Here is a 15,512-nt window from a genome sequence, read left to right as displayed (position 1 = left end):
TAGCCGTAATCAGCCAAGGGCCTTGATTTTGGCCATCAACTCGCCGGCATCTACAGGTTTGGTAATGTAGTCGCGAGCGCCCTGACGCATGCCCCACACCCGGTCGGTTTCCTGGTTTTTGCTGGTGCACATCATGATGGGAATGTCGGAGTAAAGTGGATCGCGTGAAATGGCACGCGTCAGCTGAAAACCATTTTGTCCCGGCATCACCACATCCATCAGGATCAGCTCGGGCTTGTCCTCTGCCAGGCGGCGAAAAGCGTCTTCCGCATTCTCTGCTGTCTTGACCGTGAAGCCATTTTTAACCAGCAGGTCGGTCAGGAACATCAGCTCGGTCTTGGAGTCATCTACCACCAGTATTTTCTTGATTGCCATCACGCTATTCCTTGTTTTTCGCTGCCCAGCTCCTGCACGGCGTGCAACAGCTGGTCTTTGGTAAAAGGCTTGGTCAGGTAGTCTTGCGAACCCACCATGCGACCTCGCGCCTTGTCGAACACACCGTCCTTGGAGGACAGCATCACAATGGGGACGCCGGAAAACTTCACATTGCGCTTGATGATCGCGCAGGTTTGATAGCCATCCAGACGCGGCATCAAAATGTCGCAGAAAATCAGGTCAGGCTCATAGTCATTGACCTTGGACAAGGCATCAAACCCGTCCTCGGCCAGCAAGACTTCATGCCCCCCCTGCTTTAGAAATATCTCGGCGCTGCGCCTGATGGTGTTGCTGTCATCGATGACCAAAACCTTCAGACCGGAACTGGGAATGCTCACTGCCTTTGCTCCTATTTCTACAGACCCTGAGGCCGTGGCGCCGGGTTGCGACCGTTCAGGCAGCCGCCCAAACGCTCATATCTGAACCATTTCGAAATCTTCTTTGCGGGCGCCGCATTCTGGACAGGTCCAGTTCATGGGCACTTGGGCCCACGGGGTCCCGGCGGCAATGCCATGCTCGGGCGCACCCACAGCTTCGTCATAAATCCACCCACAGATTAAACACATCCAAGTCATTGATTGAGTCACAGCTTAAGTTGCCTTCGAATAGAATGCAACAATTGTATCGATGCGGCGTTGCTAATTCGCGTACAAGGCAAAATCGCAGCCTATGGCAAACCCCACTCCCCCTCTGCTGGAAAGCCGGCAACTCCAAATCGAGGACGACGACGCATCACCGGCCTGCGTCATGATATTCAATGCCAATGACCCCAGCGGCGCCGGCGGCCTGACCGCCGACATCGCAGCCATCACCTCGGCCGGCGCCCACCCGCTGGCCGTCGTGACCGGCGCCTACATGCGCGACACGGCCGAAATTTTCGACCACTATCCGTTTGACGAAGAGGCCGTGACCGACCAGGCGCGCTCCGCGCTGGAAGACATGCCCGTCGCCGCCATCAAGGTGGGTTTTGTGGGCAGCCCCGAGAACATCAGCACCATTGCCGAAATCGCCTCCGACTATGCCGAGGTGCCGCTGATCGCCTACATGCCCAGCCTGTCCTGGTGGGATGAAAGCGAGATTGACAGCTACCTCGATGCCTTTCGCGAGCTGATGCTGCCGCAAACCACGGTGCTGGTCGGCAACCACAGCAGCCTCTGGCGCTGGTTGCTGCCCGACTGGCCTGGCGAGCGCAATCCGTCGGCCCGCGACATTGCGAAAGCCGCCGCCGACCTGGGCGTGCCCTACACCCTGGTCACCGGCATTCCGCTGCCCGACCAATTCATCGACAACGTGCTGGCCACGCCGCAAGCGGTGCTCTACAGCGAAAAGTTCGAGCGCTTTGAGGCCGTGTTCGCCGGTGCCGGCGAAACGCTGTCTGCGGCCCTCTGCGCCTTGCTGGCCAATGGCCACGACCTGCAGGCCGCCACGGCCGAAGCGCTGACCTATCTGGACCACAGCCTGGATGCCGGCTTTCACCCCGGCATGGGCAACATCGTGCCGGACCGCCTGTTCTGGGCCCAGGCCGATGTCGAAGAGTCCGATGATGACGCGGCCGACACGGAGGCCACCGATGACGCCGACCTCACCTCAAAGTCCCCTTTTGACCTGCCCCCCAATGGAACCACCAAACATTAAGCCCGTGACCGCCCCGAATACCGCCCGCAGCGACGCGCTGTTCGAGCGCGCCAAAAAGCTGATCCCCGGCGGCGTCAATTCACCGGTGCGGGCCTTCAAGGCGGTGGGCGGCACGCCGCGCTTTGTGCAGCGCGCCCAGGGCGCCTACTTCTGGGATGCCGACGGCCAGCGCTACATCGACTACATCGGCTCCTGGGGCCCCATGATCCTGGGCCACGGACATCCGACCGTCGTTGAAGCCGTCCAGAAAGCCGTGCTCGAAGGCTTCTCCTATGGCGCACCGACCGAGCGCGAAGTCGAACTGGCCGAAGAGATCGTGAAGCTGCTGCCTTCCATCGAGATGCTGCGGCTGGTGAGTTCAGGCACTGAAGCGACGATGAGCGTGATCCGGCTGGCGCGCGGTGCCACCGGGCGCAGCAAGATCATCAAGTTCGAAGGCTGCTACCACGGGCATTCCGACGCGCTGCTGGTGAAAGCCGGCTCGGGTCTGGCCACCTTTGGCAGCCCGACCAGCGCGGGCGTGCCGCCTGAGGTCGTCCAGCATACGCTGGTGCTCGAATACAACCACATCGCCCAGCTGGAAGAAGCCTTTTCACTGCACGGCAAGGACATTGCCTGCCTGATGATCGAGCCGATTGCCGGCAACATGAACTTTGTGCGGGCCAGCATTCCCTTCATGAAGCGCTGCCGCGAACTCTGCACACAGTACGGCGCGCTGCTGGTGTTTGACGAAGTGATGACCGGCTTTCGCGTGGCACTGGGCGGCGCGCAAAGCCTTTATGCGCAAAGCATTCCGGGCTTCAAGCCCGACATGACCGCGCTGGGCAAGGTCATAGGCGGCGGCATGCCGATGGCGGCCTTTGGCGGCACACGCGCGGTGATGGAGCTGCTGGCGCCCCTGGGTTCTGTTTACCAGGCCGGCACGCTGTCGGGCAACCCGGTGGCCACGGCCTGCGGCCTGGCCACCCTGCGCGAAATCCAGAAGCCCGGTTTTTACGACGCCTTGGGAGCGCGCACGCGCGACCTGGTCCAAGGCCTGACCCAGGCCGCCGCCCAGGCGGGCGTGCCTTTTTGCGGCGACAGCGAAGGCGGCATGTTCGGCTTTTTCCTGCTCGGGCAGCTGCCGCAAAACTACGCCACGGTCATGACCACGGACGGCCCGGCCTTCAACCGCTTCTACCACGCCATGCTGGCCGGTGGCGTGTATTACGCGCCGGCGCTCTACGAAGCCGGCTTCGTCAGCGCCGCGCACAGCGCGCAGGACATCGCCGAGACGGTCAGCGTGGCCCGCGACGCTTTCAACTCGCTATCAACTTAGTAGCATACAGCAACCACCGATCAAGGGCTACAGGCGTTTTTTCGCTTGATCTTCGGGGATGGGGAGCGGTGCCATGAATTTGCGCTTCGTGGAAGCTTTCGTCTGGGTCGCACGGCTCAAGAGCATCACGCGCAGCGCCGAAAAGCTGTGCCTGACGCAGTCGGCGGTCTCAAACCGCGTGGCCGCACTGGAGCAGGAACTCGGCATCACACTGCTCGACCGGCGCGAACGCGGTTTCAAGCTGACCCCCGCGGGTGCGCGCTTCCTGCTGTACGCCGAGCGCTTGCTGGCGCTGCAGCATGAAATGAAGACCGAGCTGGGCAGCCCCGAGCAGCTGCCGCTGTCGCTGCGCATCGGTGGCATCGAGACCGCGCTGCACACCTGGCTGATCCCCATGGTCGACCTGTTGAAAAAATCGAACCCTCAGCTCGAACTGGAGCTCACCATAGAGACCACGCCGGTACTGGTCGAGCAACTGCGCCGCGGCAGCCTGGACCTGGCGTTCGCCGCGCTGCCCGCGCTCGGCGAACAGATCACCAACGAGGTGCTGACACCGTTCGAGATGGTGTTCGTCGGCCCCAAGGACATGGCGCGCAAGCGAGCGCTGAGCCTCGACGCGCTGCTGGCGCGCGACCTGATGACCTTCCAGCGCGGCTCGGCGCCGCATGTCGCGCTGCTCGATCTGCTGCGCTCGCTCGGCGCGGGCGGCAAGCGCGTGCACACGGTGTCGTCGATTTCGGCGCTGGTGCGACTGGTCGAGAGCGGCTTCGGCATCGCCACCCTGCCGCGCGCCGCAGCCGAGCAGCTGCTGCCGCGCAACCGGATCGCAATCCTGCGCTGCGACGCCGCGCTGGCACCGCTGCCGATGGTCGCGAGCTACTGGAGCGGTCCGGCGGCGCCGGAGCTCGCGAAGGCATTGCACGAGGCGCTGGCGTTTGTACGGGCGCAGTAGCCGGGCGCTTGCCGGACCACGGTCCGGCGCTCCATCTGCCGTCCCGAATGGAGTCGAGCCAAATCCCCCGTGTGTTAGCCGTTTTTAGCTACATTATTCATAGCGATCAACAACCCTCGCCGGATCATGCCGCGAGTGCGCCCAGCGGCCGCAACTGGTAGCCCTTGCGCTCGAGTTCGGCGCGCAGATAGGCCGCGGTGGCGACGGCCTCGGGGCCGTCGCCGTGCACGCAGATGCTGCCGATGGCCGTCGGCAGGCGCTTGCCGCTGACCGAGATCAGCGCCTGCTCCTCAAGCATGGCTTCGACATGTGCGAGCGAGCGCGCGGCGCCGTGGATCATCGCATCGGCGCGGCCGCGCGGCACCAGCTGGCCGTCGTCCAGGTAGGCGCGATCGGCGAAGATTTCCTCGACCACCGCGAGCCCGGCCTCGCGCCCCGCCGTGCACAGGCACGACAGCGCGGGCGCGAGCAGGATCAGTGCCGGGTCGTAGGCCTTGACCGCGCCGGCCACGGTGCGCGCCAGCGTGAGGTCGGCGCAGGCCATGTTGCTGAGCGCGCCGTGCGCCTTGACGTGGGCCATGCGCAAGCCCTCGGTGCGCGCCATGCCGTCCAGCGCGGCGATCTGGTAGATCAGCAGCGCCTCGAGTTCGGCCGGCTCGAACTGCATGCGGCGGCGGCCGAAGCCCTGCAGGTCGGGAAACGAGGGATGCGCGCCGACGCTGACCCCGGCCGCCTTGGCCAGCCGCAGCGTGTTGCGCATCACCAGCGGGTCGCCCGCATGGAAGCCGCAGGCCACGTTGGCCGAGGCGACCGACTGCAGGATCTCGCGGTCCGAGCCCATGGTCCAGGCGCCGAAGCTCTCACCAAGGTCGGCATTCAGGTTGACGATTTTCGACATGATGGTGGCTCCAAAAAAATACCCCCACGCTCCGCCGCTGCGCGGGTCGCTGCCCCCCAAGGGGGCGTTTTTGTCTTGGGGCGGCCCTGCAACAAAAAATGGTACGGCGCGCGGTTCAATCCTATGCATCGGCCCGGATCATGCCACTGACCAGGTTGCCTCCGTACAGCACGGCTTCGTCGATGACGCCGGGCGGGCGAAAGCTGGCGATGCGGCTGACCCAGAGCGCCAGTTGCTGCGCCTGCGCCGCGCGCGCGGCCGCGGCTTCGGCCAGGCTCACACGCTGAAAGCGCAGCTGCGCGCCCGGCCGGGCGTGGGCCAGGCGTGGCAGATCGGCGCGAATCACCGTCGCGATCTTCGGGTAGCCGCCCACCGTCTGGCAATCGGCCATCAGGATGATAGGCTGACCGTTGGCCGGCACCTGGATCGCACCCGGCGTGACGCCGTCGGACGCGATGTCGGCGCCGAGCGCGCTGTGGCGCAGCGCCGGACCCTCCAGCCGCATGCCCATGCGGTCGCTGTCGCGCGTGACCGTGAACGGCTGGCTGAAAAAGGCCTGCAGCGCCTCGTCGCTGAAGTGGTCGGCCTGCGGCCCGGGCACGACGCGGATCGGCCCGCCAGCGTACACCAAGGGCCCGGGGCCACGGAATTCGAGCAGGGTGTCGCCCGCGATACCGCGGCACGGCAACAGGTCGCCCACGGCGATGGCACGGCCGTGCACGCCGCCGAGCGCGGCGCGCGCGTAGGTCGAACGGCTCGCGAGCATGGCCGGCACCTCGACCCCGCCGCTGATGCCCACATAGGCGATGCCCGGGCCACCCGCTTTTGGCGCGGCGACGGCGCCGAACCTGATGGTGTCGCCGGGGCCGAGTGTGACTGTGCACCAAGGTTCAACCGGCAGCAGCTTGCCTTGGGCAGTCTGCAGTTTGGCGCCTATCTCGCCCGCGAGCGACAACCGCACGCGGCCCGCGCGCACCTTGAGCGCGGGGCCGGTGAGCAGGATTTCGAGCGCCGCGGCGTCGGCCGCGTTGCCCAGCAGCGCGTTCGCCGCCGCCAGCAGCGACGGGTCGAGCGCGCCCGACACCGGCACGCCAAGTCGCCGGTAGCCGAAGCGGCCGCGGTCCTGCACCGCCACGGCCAGCCCGCTCTCGACCACTTCGAGTTGCGCGCTCATCAGATAACCTCCGCGCTATGCGCTACGGTATTGGCTACGACGTCACAAGCGCTTCGCGCAGTTGTGAGTCTTCGCCGCAACTTCGTTGTCGCCTTGGGAGCGGTCCTGCGGCTCATGGCAACACCTCGCCCGACACCGCTTCGATGCGCAGACTAGCGCGCTCGAACGTTCCGGCCGCGCAGCGCGCCTGCAGCGTTTCGTAGGCGCCGCGATCGACCGCTTGCCAGCGCACCTGGTCGCCGGGCGCCAGCAGCGCCGGCCGCTCGGCGTCGGCCGCATCGAACAGCGGCACCGGCGTGCGCCCGAGCAGGCGCCAGCCACCCGGGCTTTCCCACGGATAGGCGGCGCACATGCGCTGCGCCACGGCGACCGAGCCCGCCGGGACGCGCTTGCGCGGCGACGCCAGGCGCGGCATTTCCAGTGCCTCGGGCAGGCCGCCCATGTAGCTGAAGCCGGGCTGGAAACCCAGCATGTAGACGCTGAACACCGTCTGGGTCATGAGCTCGACCACCCGCTCGCGCGGCATCGCCTTGGCGGCCGCGAGTTCGTCCAGATCGGGCGCGAACTCGGGCTCGAAGCACACCGGGATGCGCCAGTGCGCGCCGGCCACCGTGAGGCTGGTGCTGGTGCGCGCGAGCGCCAACAGGTCTGCGGCCAAGGCTTCGCCGGCTATGCGGTCGGGGTCGAAATGCACCGTGACCGAGCGGAAGGTCGGCACCCATTCGAGCACGCCGTCGATCCGGCCGCTCGCGGCCAGCCCCGCCAGCGCGCTGGCGAAACCGAGCACCCGGGCGTGGATCTGCGGCGCTATCGCGCTGCCGAACTCCACCGTGAGCGCAGCGTCGCCGAGCGGCAGCAGGCGCGCATCTGGCAGCGCTGGCGCAAAGGCGTTCATGCCCTGCCGGCCAGCGCTTCGTCGCCGGCGGTCAGTTCCAGCCCCTTCGTTTCAGGCAGCGCCAGTGCGGCGATCACGACCAGCAGGTAGCCACCTACCGCCAGGTAACCGATCGCCGTGCCGAGCGGAATCGACGTGCTCAGGTAGCCCACCAGCGCCGGGCAGATCGAGCCAACCGCACGCCCGAAGTTGTAGCAAAAACCCTGGCCCGAGCCGCGCACCCGGCTTGGGAACAGCTCGCTCAGGTAGGCCCCCATGCCCGAGAAAATCCCCGACAGGAAAAAGCCCAGCGGAAAGCCCAGCACCAGCATCATCGCGTCGGTCACCGGGAGCAGGGTGTAGCCCACGACCAGCGTACCGGCACTCACGGCGAACAGGATGAAGCATTGGCGCCGGCCCATGCGGTCGGACAGCCAGGCGCTGGTCAGGTAGCCTGCGAAGGAACCGACGATCAACACCAGCAGGTAGCCGCTGGTGTTCAGCACCGACAGATGGCGTTCGGTCTTCAGGAAGGTCGGCAGCCAGGTCGTCACGGCATAGTAGGCACCCTGCATGCCGGTGGCCATCAGGCTCGCGAACACCGTCGTGCGCAGCAGCGCGGGCGAGAAGATTTCAAGGAAGTTGCCGCTGTCGCCGTCCTTCTTCATTTGCGCGCGCGTGGCGTGATAGACCTCGGGGTCCTTGATCTGGCGCCGGATGTAAAGAATCAGGAAGGCGGGCAAGATACCGACCCAGAACAGCACGCGCCAGGCGATCTCGGGCGCGAACAGCGAATAAGCGGCCCAGAACGCGATCGCCGACAGTCCCCAGCCGACGGCCCAGCTGCTTTGCACCAGGCCGACCGCCTTGCCACGGTGGCGCGCCCGTATCATCTCGGCGATCAGCACCGAGCCGACCGACCATTCACCCCCAAAGCCCAGGCCCTGCAATGCGCGCGTGACCAGCAGTTGTTCCGGCGAGGTCGTGAAACCGCTCAGAAAGGTGAACACGGTGAACCACAGCACGGTCAGCTGCAGGATGCGCACCCGGCCGTACTTGTCGGCCAGGATGCCGGCTAGCCAGCCACCGATCGCCGAGGTGATCAGCGCGCCGGTGGCGATATAGCCGGCCTCGGCCTTGGTCATGCCCCAGAGCGTGATCAGGGTCGGGATCATGAAGGTGTAGATCATGTAATCGAACGCATCGACGCCGTAGCCGGCGAACGCCGCGACCAGGGTCTTGCGCTCGGCCTTGCTGGTTTCCTGTAGCCACATGGTTTGTCTCCTTTAAGTGTTGTCTGGCATGAAGGGGCTTGCCGCTTCGGCCGCGCAAGCGCCCGCTGAATCAGGCGAAGGGCAGATCGCTGTTGAGCCGGTCCGTGATCAGCATGTAGCCCGGTGCGTGGGTGATGCAAAACGCAGGACGCGCTGCCATCACCACGGCCTGCGGCGTCACGCCGCAGGCCCAGAACACCGGCAGCTCATCGGATTTGATCTCGACCGGATCACCGAAATCGGGGCGACCGATGTCAGCGATGCCTATCAAGGCCGGGTCGCCCAGGTGCACCGGCGCGCCATGCACCGCCGGCACGCGCGCCGTCACCTGCACCGCGCGAATCGCGTCGGCCGCTTTCATCGGCCGCATCGACACCACCATAGGACCGTGGAACGGGCCGGCCGGCGTGGTCTGGATGTTGGTGCGGTACATCGCCACGTTCTTGCCCTGGCGCACATGGCGCAGTTCGATGCCGGCCGCTATCAGCGCATGCTCGAACGAAAACGAGCAGCCGAGCACAAAACTCACCAGGTCGCCCTGCCAGAGCGCGCCGATGTCGCTCGGTTCATCGGCCAGTTCGCCGTCACGCCAGACGCGGTAGCGCGGCACGTCGCTGCGGATGTCGATGTCGGCGCCCAGGGTAGGCAGCATCGGGTCGCCCGGCTCGGACACCGCCAGCAGCGGGCACGGCTTGGGGTTGCGCTGGCAGAAGCGCAGGAAGTCGGACGCCAGCGCCGCCGGCAGTATCGCCACATTGCCCTGGACGTTGGCCGGCGCAAGGCCGCTGGTGTGCTCGCGCCAGCGGCCGGCACGGATCGCCTGGCGCGCCTCGCGGGCGCTCGTGAACAAAGGACGCTCGGCAGCAGCCGATGGGGAAGAATCGATGACGCTCACGCTTGTCTCCTGCTGTTTATGCTGTCTGCCGGGTTGCACGGTGGCAGATGAAAGGCAGTATCGAGCGCAGGGCAGAGCGCGACAAACGCTAAATTTCGTTATGTCACCATCGATTTTTTCGATTGAAAATCCATCGCGCGCAGCCGCGGCGCAGCGGCGCCCATGCCGGCGCAAGCGATTGCCGGCCAGCGGGCAACGCACCGGCCCTGGACGAAGCGGGGCTTGTCAGTAGCGCGCGGGACATCGCCGAGACCGCGGGCATGGTTCGCAAGGTTTTCAGGCTGCTATCAAAATAGCAGCTTACAGCACCCGCCCCTCAAGGGCTACAGGCACTTTCCTCTTGAATATCAGTGGCGGAAGTGGCGCACGCCGCTGAACACCATGACCACGCCGCGCTCGTCGGCCGCAGCGATCACTTCCTGATCGCGCATCGAACCGCCGGGCTGGATCACGCAGCTCGCGCCCGCATCCACCACCACGTCGAGGCCGTCGCGGAAGGGGAAGAAGGCATCGCTGGCCACCGCCGTGCCCTTGAGCGACAGGCCAGCGTGCTCGGCCTTGATGCTGGCGATGCGCGCCGAGTCCAGGCGGCTCATCTGGCCCGCGCCGACACCCATCGTCATGCCGCCGGAGCAGAACACGATGGCATTGGACTTGACGTACTTGGCGACTTTCCACGCGAACAGCAGGTCCTGCAGCTGGGCCGGCGTGGGCTGCAGCTTGCTGACCACCTTCAGATCGGCCAATGCCAGCTCGTGGTTGTCGGCGGTTTGCATCAACAGGCCGGAACCGACACGCTTGACGTCCATCAGGTTGCGGCCCTGCTTCCAGGGGGTAGCGCCACCAGGCGGCAGGTCAATTTGCAGAATCCGCACGTTGACCTTGCTCTTGAACACTTCCAGCGCTTCCGGCGTGAAGGCGGGCGCCATCAGCACCTCCACGAACTGCTTCGAAATTTGTAGCGCGGCGCGCTCGTCCAGCGGGCAGTTCAGGGCAATAATGCCGCCGAACGCGGAGGTCGGGTCGGTCTTGAAGGCCTTGCCGTAGGCCTCCAGTGCATCGGCTCCCACGGCCACGCCGCAGGGGTTGGCATGCTTGACGATGACGCAGGCCGATTCGGTAAAACTCTTGACGCATTCCCAGGCGGCATCGGCGTCGGCGATGTTGTTGTACGACAGCTCCTTGCCCTGCAGCTGCCTGGCCGTGACCAGCGAGCCCGGTGCCGGGTACAGGTCGCGGTACAGCGCGGCCTGCTGGTGGGAGTTTTCGCCGTAGCGCAAGTCCTGCACCTTGATGAAACGGCCATTGGCCTGGCCGGGAAACAGGCTGCGGCTGCCGTCGGCCTGAAGGCTGGAGAGGTAGTCGCTGATCGCGCCATCGTACTGGCTGATGCGGTTGAAGGCCGCCACCGACAGGGCGAATTTGGTCTTGTCCGTCAGCTGGCCGCCGGCCTTGAGTTCCTCGAGCACGACGGCGTATTGCGAGGCGTCGGTCAGCACGCCGACGTCTTTCCAGTTCTTGGCGGCAGAGCGCACCATGGCCGGGCCGCCGATGTCGATGTTTTCAATCGCGTCTTCCAGCGTGCAGCCGGGCTTGGCCACCGTGGCTTCAAACGGGTAGAGATTGACCACCAGCAGGTCTATGGTGTCAATGCCGTGCGTCTTCAGGGCCGCCATATGCTCGGGCAGGTCGCGCCGGGCCAGCAGGCCGCCGTGCACCTTGGGGTGCAGCGTCTTGACGCGGCCGTCCAGCATTTCCGGAAAGCCGGTCAGCTCGGCCACTTCGGTCACCGGCAGGCCGGCGTCAAGCAGCAGTTTGGCGGTGCCGCCGGTGGACAGCAGCTTGATGCCCAGCGCATGCAGCGCCTGCGCAAATTCGAGGATGCCGGTCTTGTCGGAAACGGAAATCAAAGCGTTCATTGTGGTCTTCTGTAATAAGCGATAAGGGCCGGTCAGTCCGGCCCTGAAGGGGAGAGTTGATTATTTGAGGAGCTTGTGCTCGACCAGCTTCTTGCGCAGGGTGTTGCGGTTCAGGCCCAGCCACTCGGCGGCGCGCGACTGGTTGTGTTCGGCGTGGTGCATGACCACTTCCAGCAGCGGTTTTTCCACCACGCGGACCATCATGTCGTACATGCCATCGGGCTCGGTGCCGCCCAGGTCCTTGAAATAGCCTTCCAGACTGGTGCGTACGCACGCTTCTATGTGATTCTTGCTCATGCAGCAGCTTCCTCTTGTTTTTTATCTTTGTTCATTCGTTCCTGCGCCGAAGCGCCCTCACCCTCAGTGCCGGCCGGGATACGGTCCATCCGTTCGCCCAGGCCATCAAAAAAATCACCCACCGCCCGCAGCTGGGCTTCGCCGTCTTCCAGCCGGTTCATCTGCGCGCGAAATGCTTCGCCGCCCGGCAGGGTCTTGACGTACCAGCCAATGTGCTTGCGCGCCGTGCGCACGCCGGTGAAGTCGCCATACAGGGCGTAGTGGTCCAGCAAATGGTCCAGCAGCAGGCGCTTGACCTCCGCCACCAGCGGCGGCGCCAGGTGGGTGCCGGTGGCCATGAAATGCGCCAGCTCGCGGAATATCCAGGGCCGGCCCTGGGCGGCGCGGCCAATCATCACGGCATCGGCGCCGGTGCGGGCGAGCACATCGCGCGCCTGTTCCGGGCTGCCGATGTCGCCATTGGCCACCACGGGAATGCGCAGGGCCGCCTTCACGGCGGCAATCGTGTCGTATTCGGCCAGGCCCTTGTAGCCCTGCTCGCGGGTGCGGCCATGCACGGTAATCATCTGCACGCCGGCGCTTTCCGCCGCGCGTGCAATCGTCAGCGCATTCTTGTGCGCCTGGCACCAGCCGGTGCGCATCTTGAGCGTGACGGGCACCCGGTGCGGCGCGCAGGCGGCGACCACCGCCTCCACAATCTGCAGCGCCAGCGTCTCGTCCTGCATCAGCGCGGAGCCGGCCCATTTGTTGCAGACCTTCTTGGCCGGGCAGCCCATGTTGATGTCGATGATTTGCGCGCCGCGATCGACGTTGTAGGCGGCGGCCTCGGCCATCATCTGCGCATCGGTGCCGGCGATCTGCACCGCGATCGGACCCGGCTCGCCCTCATGGTTGGCGCGGCGCGAGGTCTTCAGCGTGTCCCACAAGTCGCGGCGCGAGGTGACCATCTCGCTGACCGCATAGCCGGCGCCCAGCGTCTTGCACAGCTGGCGGAAGGGCCGGTCCGTGACACCAGCCATGGGCGCGACAAACAGATTGTTTGCCAAAGCGTAGGGGCCGATGTTCATGGAAATGGGGACTTGGGGTTGCGAAAAAGGGAGGGATGATTGTAACTGCCTAAAATTTCAGCAATTGAAATTCGACACCCGGGATGCGGGTTGATTGAACTGCACACACAGCGAGACGGCCTGCCTATACTCGAACCCCTATGGAAGCATGGATACAACACCTGATCGAACTGCTGGCCTTGCCCCAATTTGCCCTGAGCACGGTCTTTGTGGTGTCCTTCATCTCGGCCACGCTGCTGCCGCTGGGCTCCGAGCCCGCAGTATTCGGTCTCGTCAAGCTCAATCCTGCCATGTTCTGGCCCGCCGTGCTGGTCGCCACCGTGGGCAACACCCTGGGCGGCGCGCTGGACTGGTGGATGGGCTGGGGCGCGCACAAAATAGTCGACAAGTACAAGCATTCCTCGCATCACAATCGCGCCGTGCGCTGGCTGGAAAAACTGGGGCCCAAAGCCTGCCTGCTGGCCTGGCTGCCCGGCATCGGTGACCCGCTGTGCGCCGTGGCCGGCTGGCTCAAGTTCCCCTTCTGGCCCTGCGTGGCCTATATGGCCATCGGCAAATTTTTACGCTATCTGCTCATAACCGGCAGTTTGATCTGGGCGTTTCCCGGCATCATCGGCGCTTAAAACCTCTCCTGCGGCAGCAGGTAGCGCCACTGGCCGGGCTGCAGCTGGCTCATGGGCACGCGGCCTATGCGCAGGCGCTTCATGGCCACGACCGTGAGCCCCACGCTTTCACACAGGTAGGCGATCTGCCCGGGCAACTCGCCCTTGAGCGCAAAGCGCAAGCGCGCCTCGCTCTGCCAGCTCACCTTGGCCGGTGGCAAGAGCCTGCCGTTGAAGGTAAAGCCATGATCGATGCGGTTCAGGCGCTCCAGGCCACCGGCTTTGATGTCGCCCGCGACCTCGACAATCACCTCATGCTCCAGCAGCGCGGCATCGTCGCGCAGCTTGCGGACCACGCGCCAGTCGTTGGAAAAGACCAGCAGGCCGCTGGCCGGCGTCGCAAGGGGCGTCACCAGCTCGGCGCCCGTGAAGTGTTTTTTGAGCGGCCGGATGCCCGAGCGGTCATCCGGTGATCGGTTGCCCGGCGTCAGAAGGCCTATTGCAGCTTCGCAATCGATGCCGGCGGGCTTGTGCAGCAGCAGGGTCACCGGCGTCAGCGCCAGCAGGCTGGCGTCCTTGTCCAGCACAATGGCCTGGTCCTGCACGCGAAATTGCGGCTCTTCCACCACCACGCCATCGACGCTGACCCAGCCGCCCTCTATGTACTGCTCCGCCTCCCGGCGTGAGCAGGGCAGCATTTCGGCGAGGCGTTTGGCAAGGCGTTGCGGTTCGGTCATGGCGTGTCCTGGTGAGTCCGGCGGGAAGCCATAAAACTATCAAATCAATAGCTTGATGCGCCCAACCCGTAAGGGCTGGAGGCAAAAAAACCATCAAATTTTCATGCCCACAGCAGGTGGGCATGAACAGCAGATCGGCGCACGCAATTAGCTGCTGAACAGGAAGTTCATCACGTCGCCATCCCTGACGACATAGTCCTTGCCTTCGCTGCGCATCTTGCCGGCGTCTTTGGCGCCCTGCTCACCTTTGTAAGTGATGAAGTCGTCAAAGGCAATGGTCTGGGCGCGGATGTAGCCCTTCTCGAAATCGGTGTGGATCACGCCGGCCGCCTGCGGGCCGGTATCGCCCACATGGATGGTCCAGGCGCGCACCTCTTTGACGCCGGCGGTGAAGTAGGTCTGCAGCCCCAGCAGCTTGTAGGCGGCGCGAATCAGGCGGTTCAGGCCCGGCTCGGCCTGGCCCAGTTCTTCAAGGAACATCTGGCGGTCTTCGTCGCTCATCTCCGCCATTTCAGCTTCCAGCTTGGCGCTGATGGAGACCACCGGTGCGTTTTGGGACGCGGCGAACGCCTTCAGGCGGTCCAGCAGCGGGTTGTTCTCAAAGCCGTCTTCGGCCACATTGGCCACAAACATGGCGGGCTTGGCGGTAATCAGGAAAAACTGCTGCAGCAGCGGCCGCTCCTCCTTGCTGAACTCCACGGTGCGCACGGGCTTGGCCTCGTTCAGGGCGGTCTGGCATTTTTCCAGAATGGCCACCAGCTTGATGGACTCCTTGTCCCCTGAGCGTGCGGTCTTGGTCACCCGGTGCAGGGCTTTTTCCACCGCCGCCAGGTCGGCCAGGCACAGCTCGGTCTGGATCACTTCGATGTCGGAGATCGGGTCAACCTTGCCGGCCACGTGAATCACGTTGTCGTCTTCAAAGCAGCGCACCACATTGACGATGGCATCGGTTTCGCGGATATGGGCCAGGAACTTGTTGCCCAGCCCCTCGCCGGTGCTGGCACCCGCCACCAGGCCGGCAATGTCTACAAACTCGACGATGGCCGGCACGATGCGCTCCGGCTCGACGATGGCCGACAGCTGCGCCAGCCGCGGGTCTGGCACCTCCACGATGCCCACATTGGGCTCTATGGTGCAAAACGGGTAGTTCTCGGCCGCAATGCCCGCCTTGGTCAAGGCGTTGAACAGGGTGGATTTTCCGACGTTAGGCAAGCCTACGATGCCGCACTTCAAACTCATCAATATTCCTTAGAAATCATTGCACCATCGCGCCCAACGGGGCCGCATGGCGCTGCCCGACGTGCGCCCGCCACGGGGCTGCAGGGGTAAGAACCAGCCATACCTAACCATGCACCGGCGCAGGGTCGCGTCCTCGCTGTGGCCGGGCAGAACGGCCTCAATTGTAATGAGTCGCGAAGCCGGGCTCCGCGCGGCG

Annotated in this window: 17 protein-coding genes; 4 read left to right on the top strand and 13 right to left on the bottom strand. The window is 64.9% G+C overall.

The genetic code is table 11. From position 1 onward, the window contains the following. Positions 1-9: 9 nt before the first annotated feature. The 3 genes from PJE01S_RS01970 to PJE01S_RS24240 all read right to left on the bottom strand — a co-directional run bounded on the left by PJE01S_RS01970 (position 10) and on the right by PJE01S_RS24240 (position 1,022). Positions 10-375, bottom strand: a complete 366-nt coding sequence (locus PJE01S_RS01970; protein ID WP_068831439.1) for a response regulator transcription factor — start codon at positions 373-375, stop codon at positions 10-12. Further along, positions 375-773, bottom strand: a complete 399-nt coding sequence (locus tag PJE01S_RS01965; protein WP_068831438.1) for a response regulator — start codon at positions 771-773, stop codon at positions 375-377. The genes PJE01S_RS01970 and PJE01S_RS01965 overlap by 1 nt, the downstream gene beginning before the upstream one ends. Positions 774-848: 75 nt before the next feature. Then, entirely contained in the window at positions 849-1,022 is a 174-nt protein-coding gene (locus PJE01S_RS24240; protein WP_084389300.1) for a rubredoxin, read from the bottom strand. Positions 1,023-1,104: 82 nt separating this feature from the next. Between PJE01S_RS24240 and thiD the strand changes: the two genes are divergently transcribed. The 3 genes from thiD to PJE01S_RS01950 all read left to right on the top strand — a co-directional run bounded on the left by thiD (position 1,105) and on the right by PJE01S_RS01950 (position 4,340). Beyond that, entirely contained in the window at positions 1,105-2,070 is a 966-nt protein-coding gene (gene thiD / locus PJE01S_RS01960) for a bifunctional hydroxymethylpyrimidine kinase/phosphomethylpyrimidine kinase (protein ID WP_068831437.1), read from the top strand. Further along, complete coding sequence (gene hemL / locus PJE01S_RS01955; RefSeq protein ID WP_068831436.1) at positions 2,051-3,388, top strand: glutamate-1-semialdehyde 2,1-aminomutase; 1,338 nt, start codon at positions 2,051-2,053, stop codon at positions 3,386-3,388. The genes thiD and hemL overlap by 20 nt, the downstream gene beginning before the upstream one ends. Positions 3,389-3,461: 73 nt before the next feature. Beyond that, positions 3,462-4,340: a LysR family transcriptional regulator gene (locus PJE01S_RS01950; protein ID WP_068831566.1), complete on the top strand. Its 879-nt coding sequence runs from the start codon at positions 3,462-3,464 to the stop codon at positions 4,338-4,340. 124 nt (positions 4,341-4,464) lie between these two features. Here PJE01S_RS01950 and PJE01S_RS01945 read toward each other — a convergent pair whose 3' ends face one another. The 8 genes from PJE01S_RS01945 to dusB form a co-directional block, all read right to left on the bottom strand. Beyond that, positions 4,465-5,367, bottom strand: a complete 903-nt coding sequence (locus PJE01S_RS01945) for a LamB/YcsF family protein (RefSeq protein WP_245660539.1) — start codon at positions 5,365-5,367, stop codon at positions 4,465-4,467. Continuing rightward, positions 5,360-6,412 carry a 5-oxoprolinase subunit C family protein gene (locus PJE01S_RS01940; RefSeq protein WP_068831435.1) on the bottom strand — a complete coding sequence of 351 codons (1,053 nt, stop codon included), beginning with the start codon at positions 6,410-6,412 and terminating at the stop codon, positions 5,360-5,362. Before PJE01S_RS01940 ends, PJE01S_RS01945 begins: the two co-directional genes overlap by 8 nt. A gap of 112 nt (positions 6,413-6,524) precedes the next feature. Beyond that, positions 6,525-7,307, bottom strand: a complete 783-nt coding sequence (gene pxpB, locus PJE01S_RS01935) for a 5-oxoprolinase subunit PxpB (RefSeq protein WP_068831434.1) — start codon at positions 7,305-7,307, stop codon at positions 6,525-6,527. Further along, complete coding sequence (locus PJE01S_RS01930) at positions 7,304-8,560, bottom strand: MFS transporter (RefSeq protein WP_068831433.1); 1,257 nt, start codon at positions 8,558-8,560, stop codon at positions 7,304-7,306. Before PJE01S_RS01930 ends, pxpB begins: the two co-directional genes overlap by 4 nt. 70 nt (positions 8,561-8,630) lie before the next feature. Next, on the bottom strand, positions 8,631-9,410 hold the full coding sequence (locus PJE01S_RS01925) for a putative hydro-lyase (protein WP_245660553.1): 780 nt from the start codon (positions 9,408-9,410) through the stop codon (positions 8,631-8,633). Between the two features lie 392 nt (positions 9,411-9,802). Beyond that, positions 9,803-11,374 carry a bifunctional phosphoribosylaminoimidazolecarboxamide formyltransferase/IMP cyclohydrolase gene (purH, locus tag PJE01S_RS01920; protein ID WP_068831432.1) on the bottom strand — a complete coding sequence of 524 codons (1,572 nt, stop codon included), beginning with the start codon at positions 11,372-11,374 and terminating at the stop codon, positions 9,803-9,805. Between the two features lie 60 nt (positions 11,375-11,434). Further along, positions 11,435-11,671, bottom strand: a complete 237-nt coding sequence (locus PJE01S_RS01915; protein WP_068831431.1) for a Fis family transcriptional regulator — start codon at positions 11,669-11,671, stop codon at positions 11,435-11,437. After that, complete coding sequence (dusB, locus tag PJE01S_RS01910) at positions 11,668-12,738, bottom strand: tRNA dihydrouridine synthase DusB (RefSeq protein WP_068831430.1); 1,071 nt, start codon at positions 12,736-12,738, stop codon at positions 11,668-11,670. The genes PJE01S_RS01915 and dusB overlap by 4 nt, the downstream gene beginning before the upstream one ends. 140 nt (positions 12,739-12,878) lie before the next feature. On the opposite strand from dusB, the gene PJE01S_RS01905 reads away from it, so the two are divergent. Then, complete coding sequence (locus PJE01S_RS01905) at positions 12,879-13,361, top strand: YqaA family protein (RefSeq protein ID WP_068831429.1); 483 nt, start codon at positions 12,879-12,881, stop codon at positions 13,359-13,361. On the opposite strand, the gene PJE01S_RS01900 is transcribed toward PJE01S_RS01905, so the two are convergent. Next, a complete protein-coding gene (locus PJE01S_RS01900) occupies positions 13,358-14,077 on the bottom strand; it encodes an rRNA pseudouridine synthase (protein WP_068831428.1) in 720 nt (239 codons plus the stop codon). The two genes, PJE01S_RS01905 and PJE01S_RS01900, sit on opposite strands and share 4 nt — an antisense overlap. Before the next feature lie 147 nt (positions 14,078-14,224). After that, positions 14,225-15,316, bottom strand: coding sequence for a redox-regulated ATPase YchF (ychF, locus tag PJE01S_RS01895; RefSeq protein WP_068831427.1), 1,092 nt, complete (start codon positions 15,314-15,316; stop codon positions 14,225-14,227). Between the last annotated feature and the right edge of the window lie 196 nt (positions 15,317-15,512).

It is taken from the genome of Polaromonas jejuensis NBRC 106434, assembly GCF_001598235.1.
Taxonomy (GTDB): domain Bacteria; phylum Pseudomonadota; class Gammaproteobacteria; order Burkholderiales; family Burkholderiaceae_C; genus Polaromonas; species Polaromonas jejuensis.
This window is presented reverse-complemented; position numbering and strand designations above follow the sequence as displayed.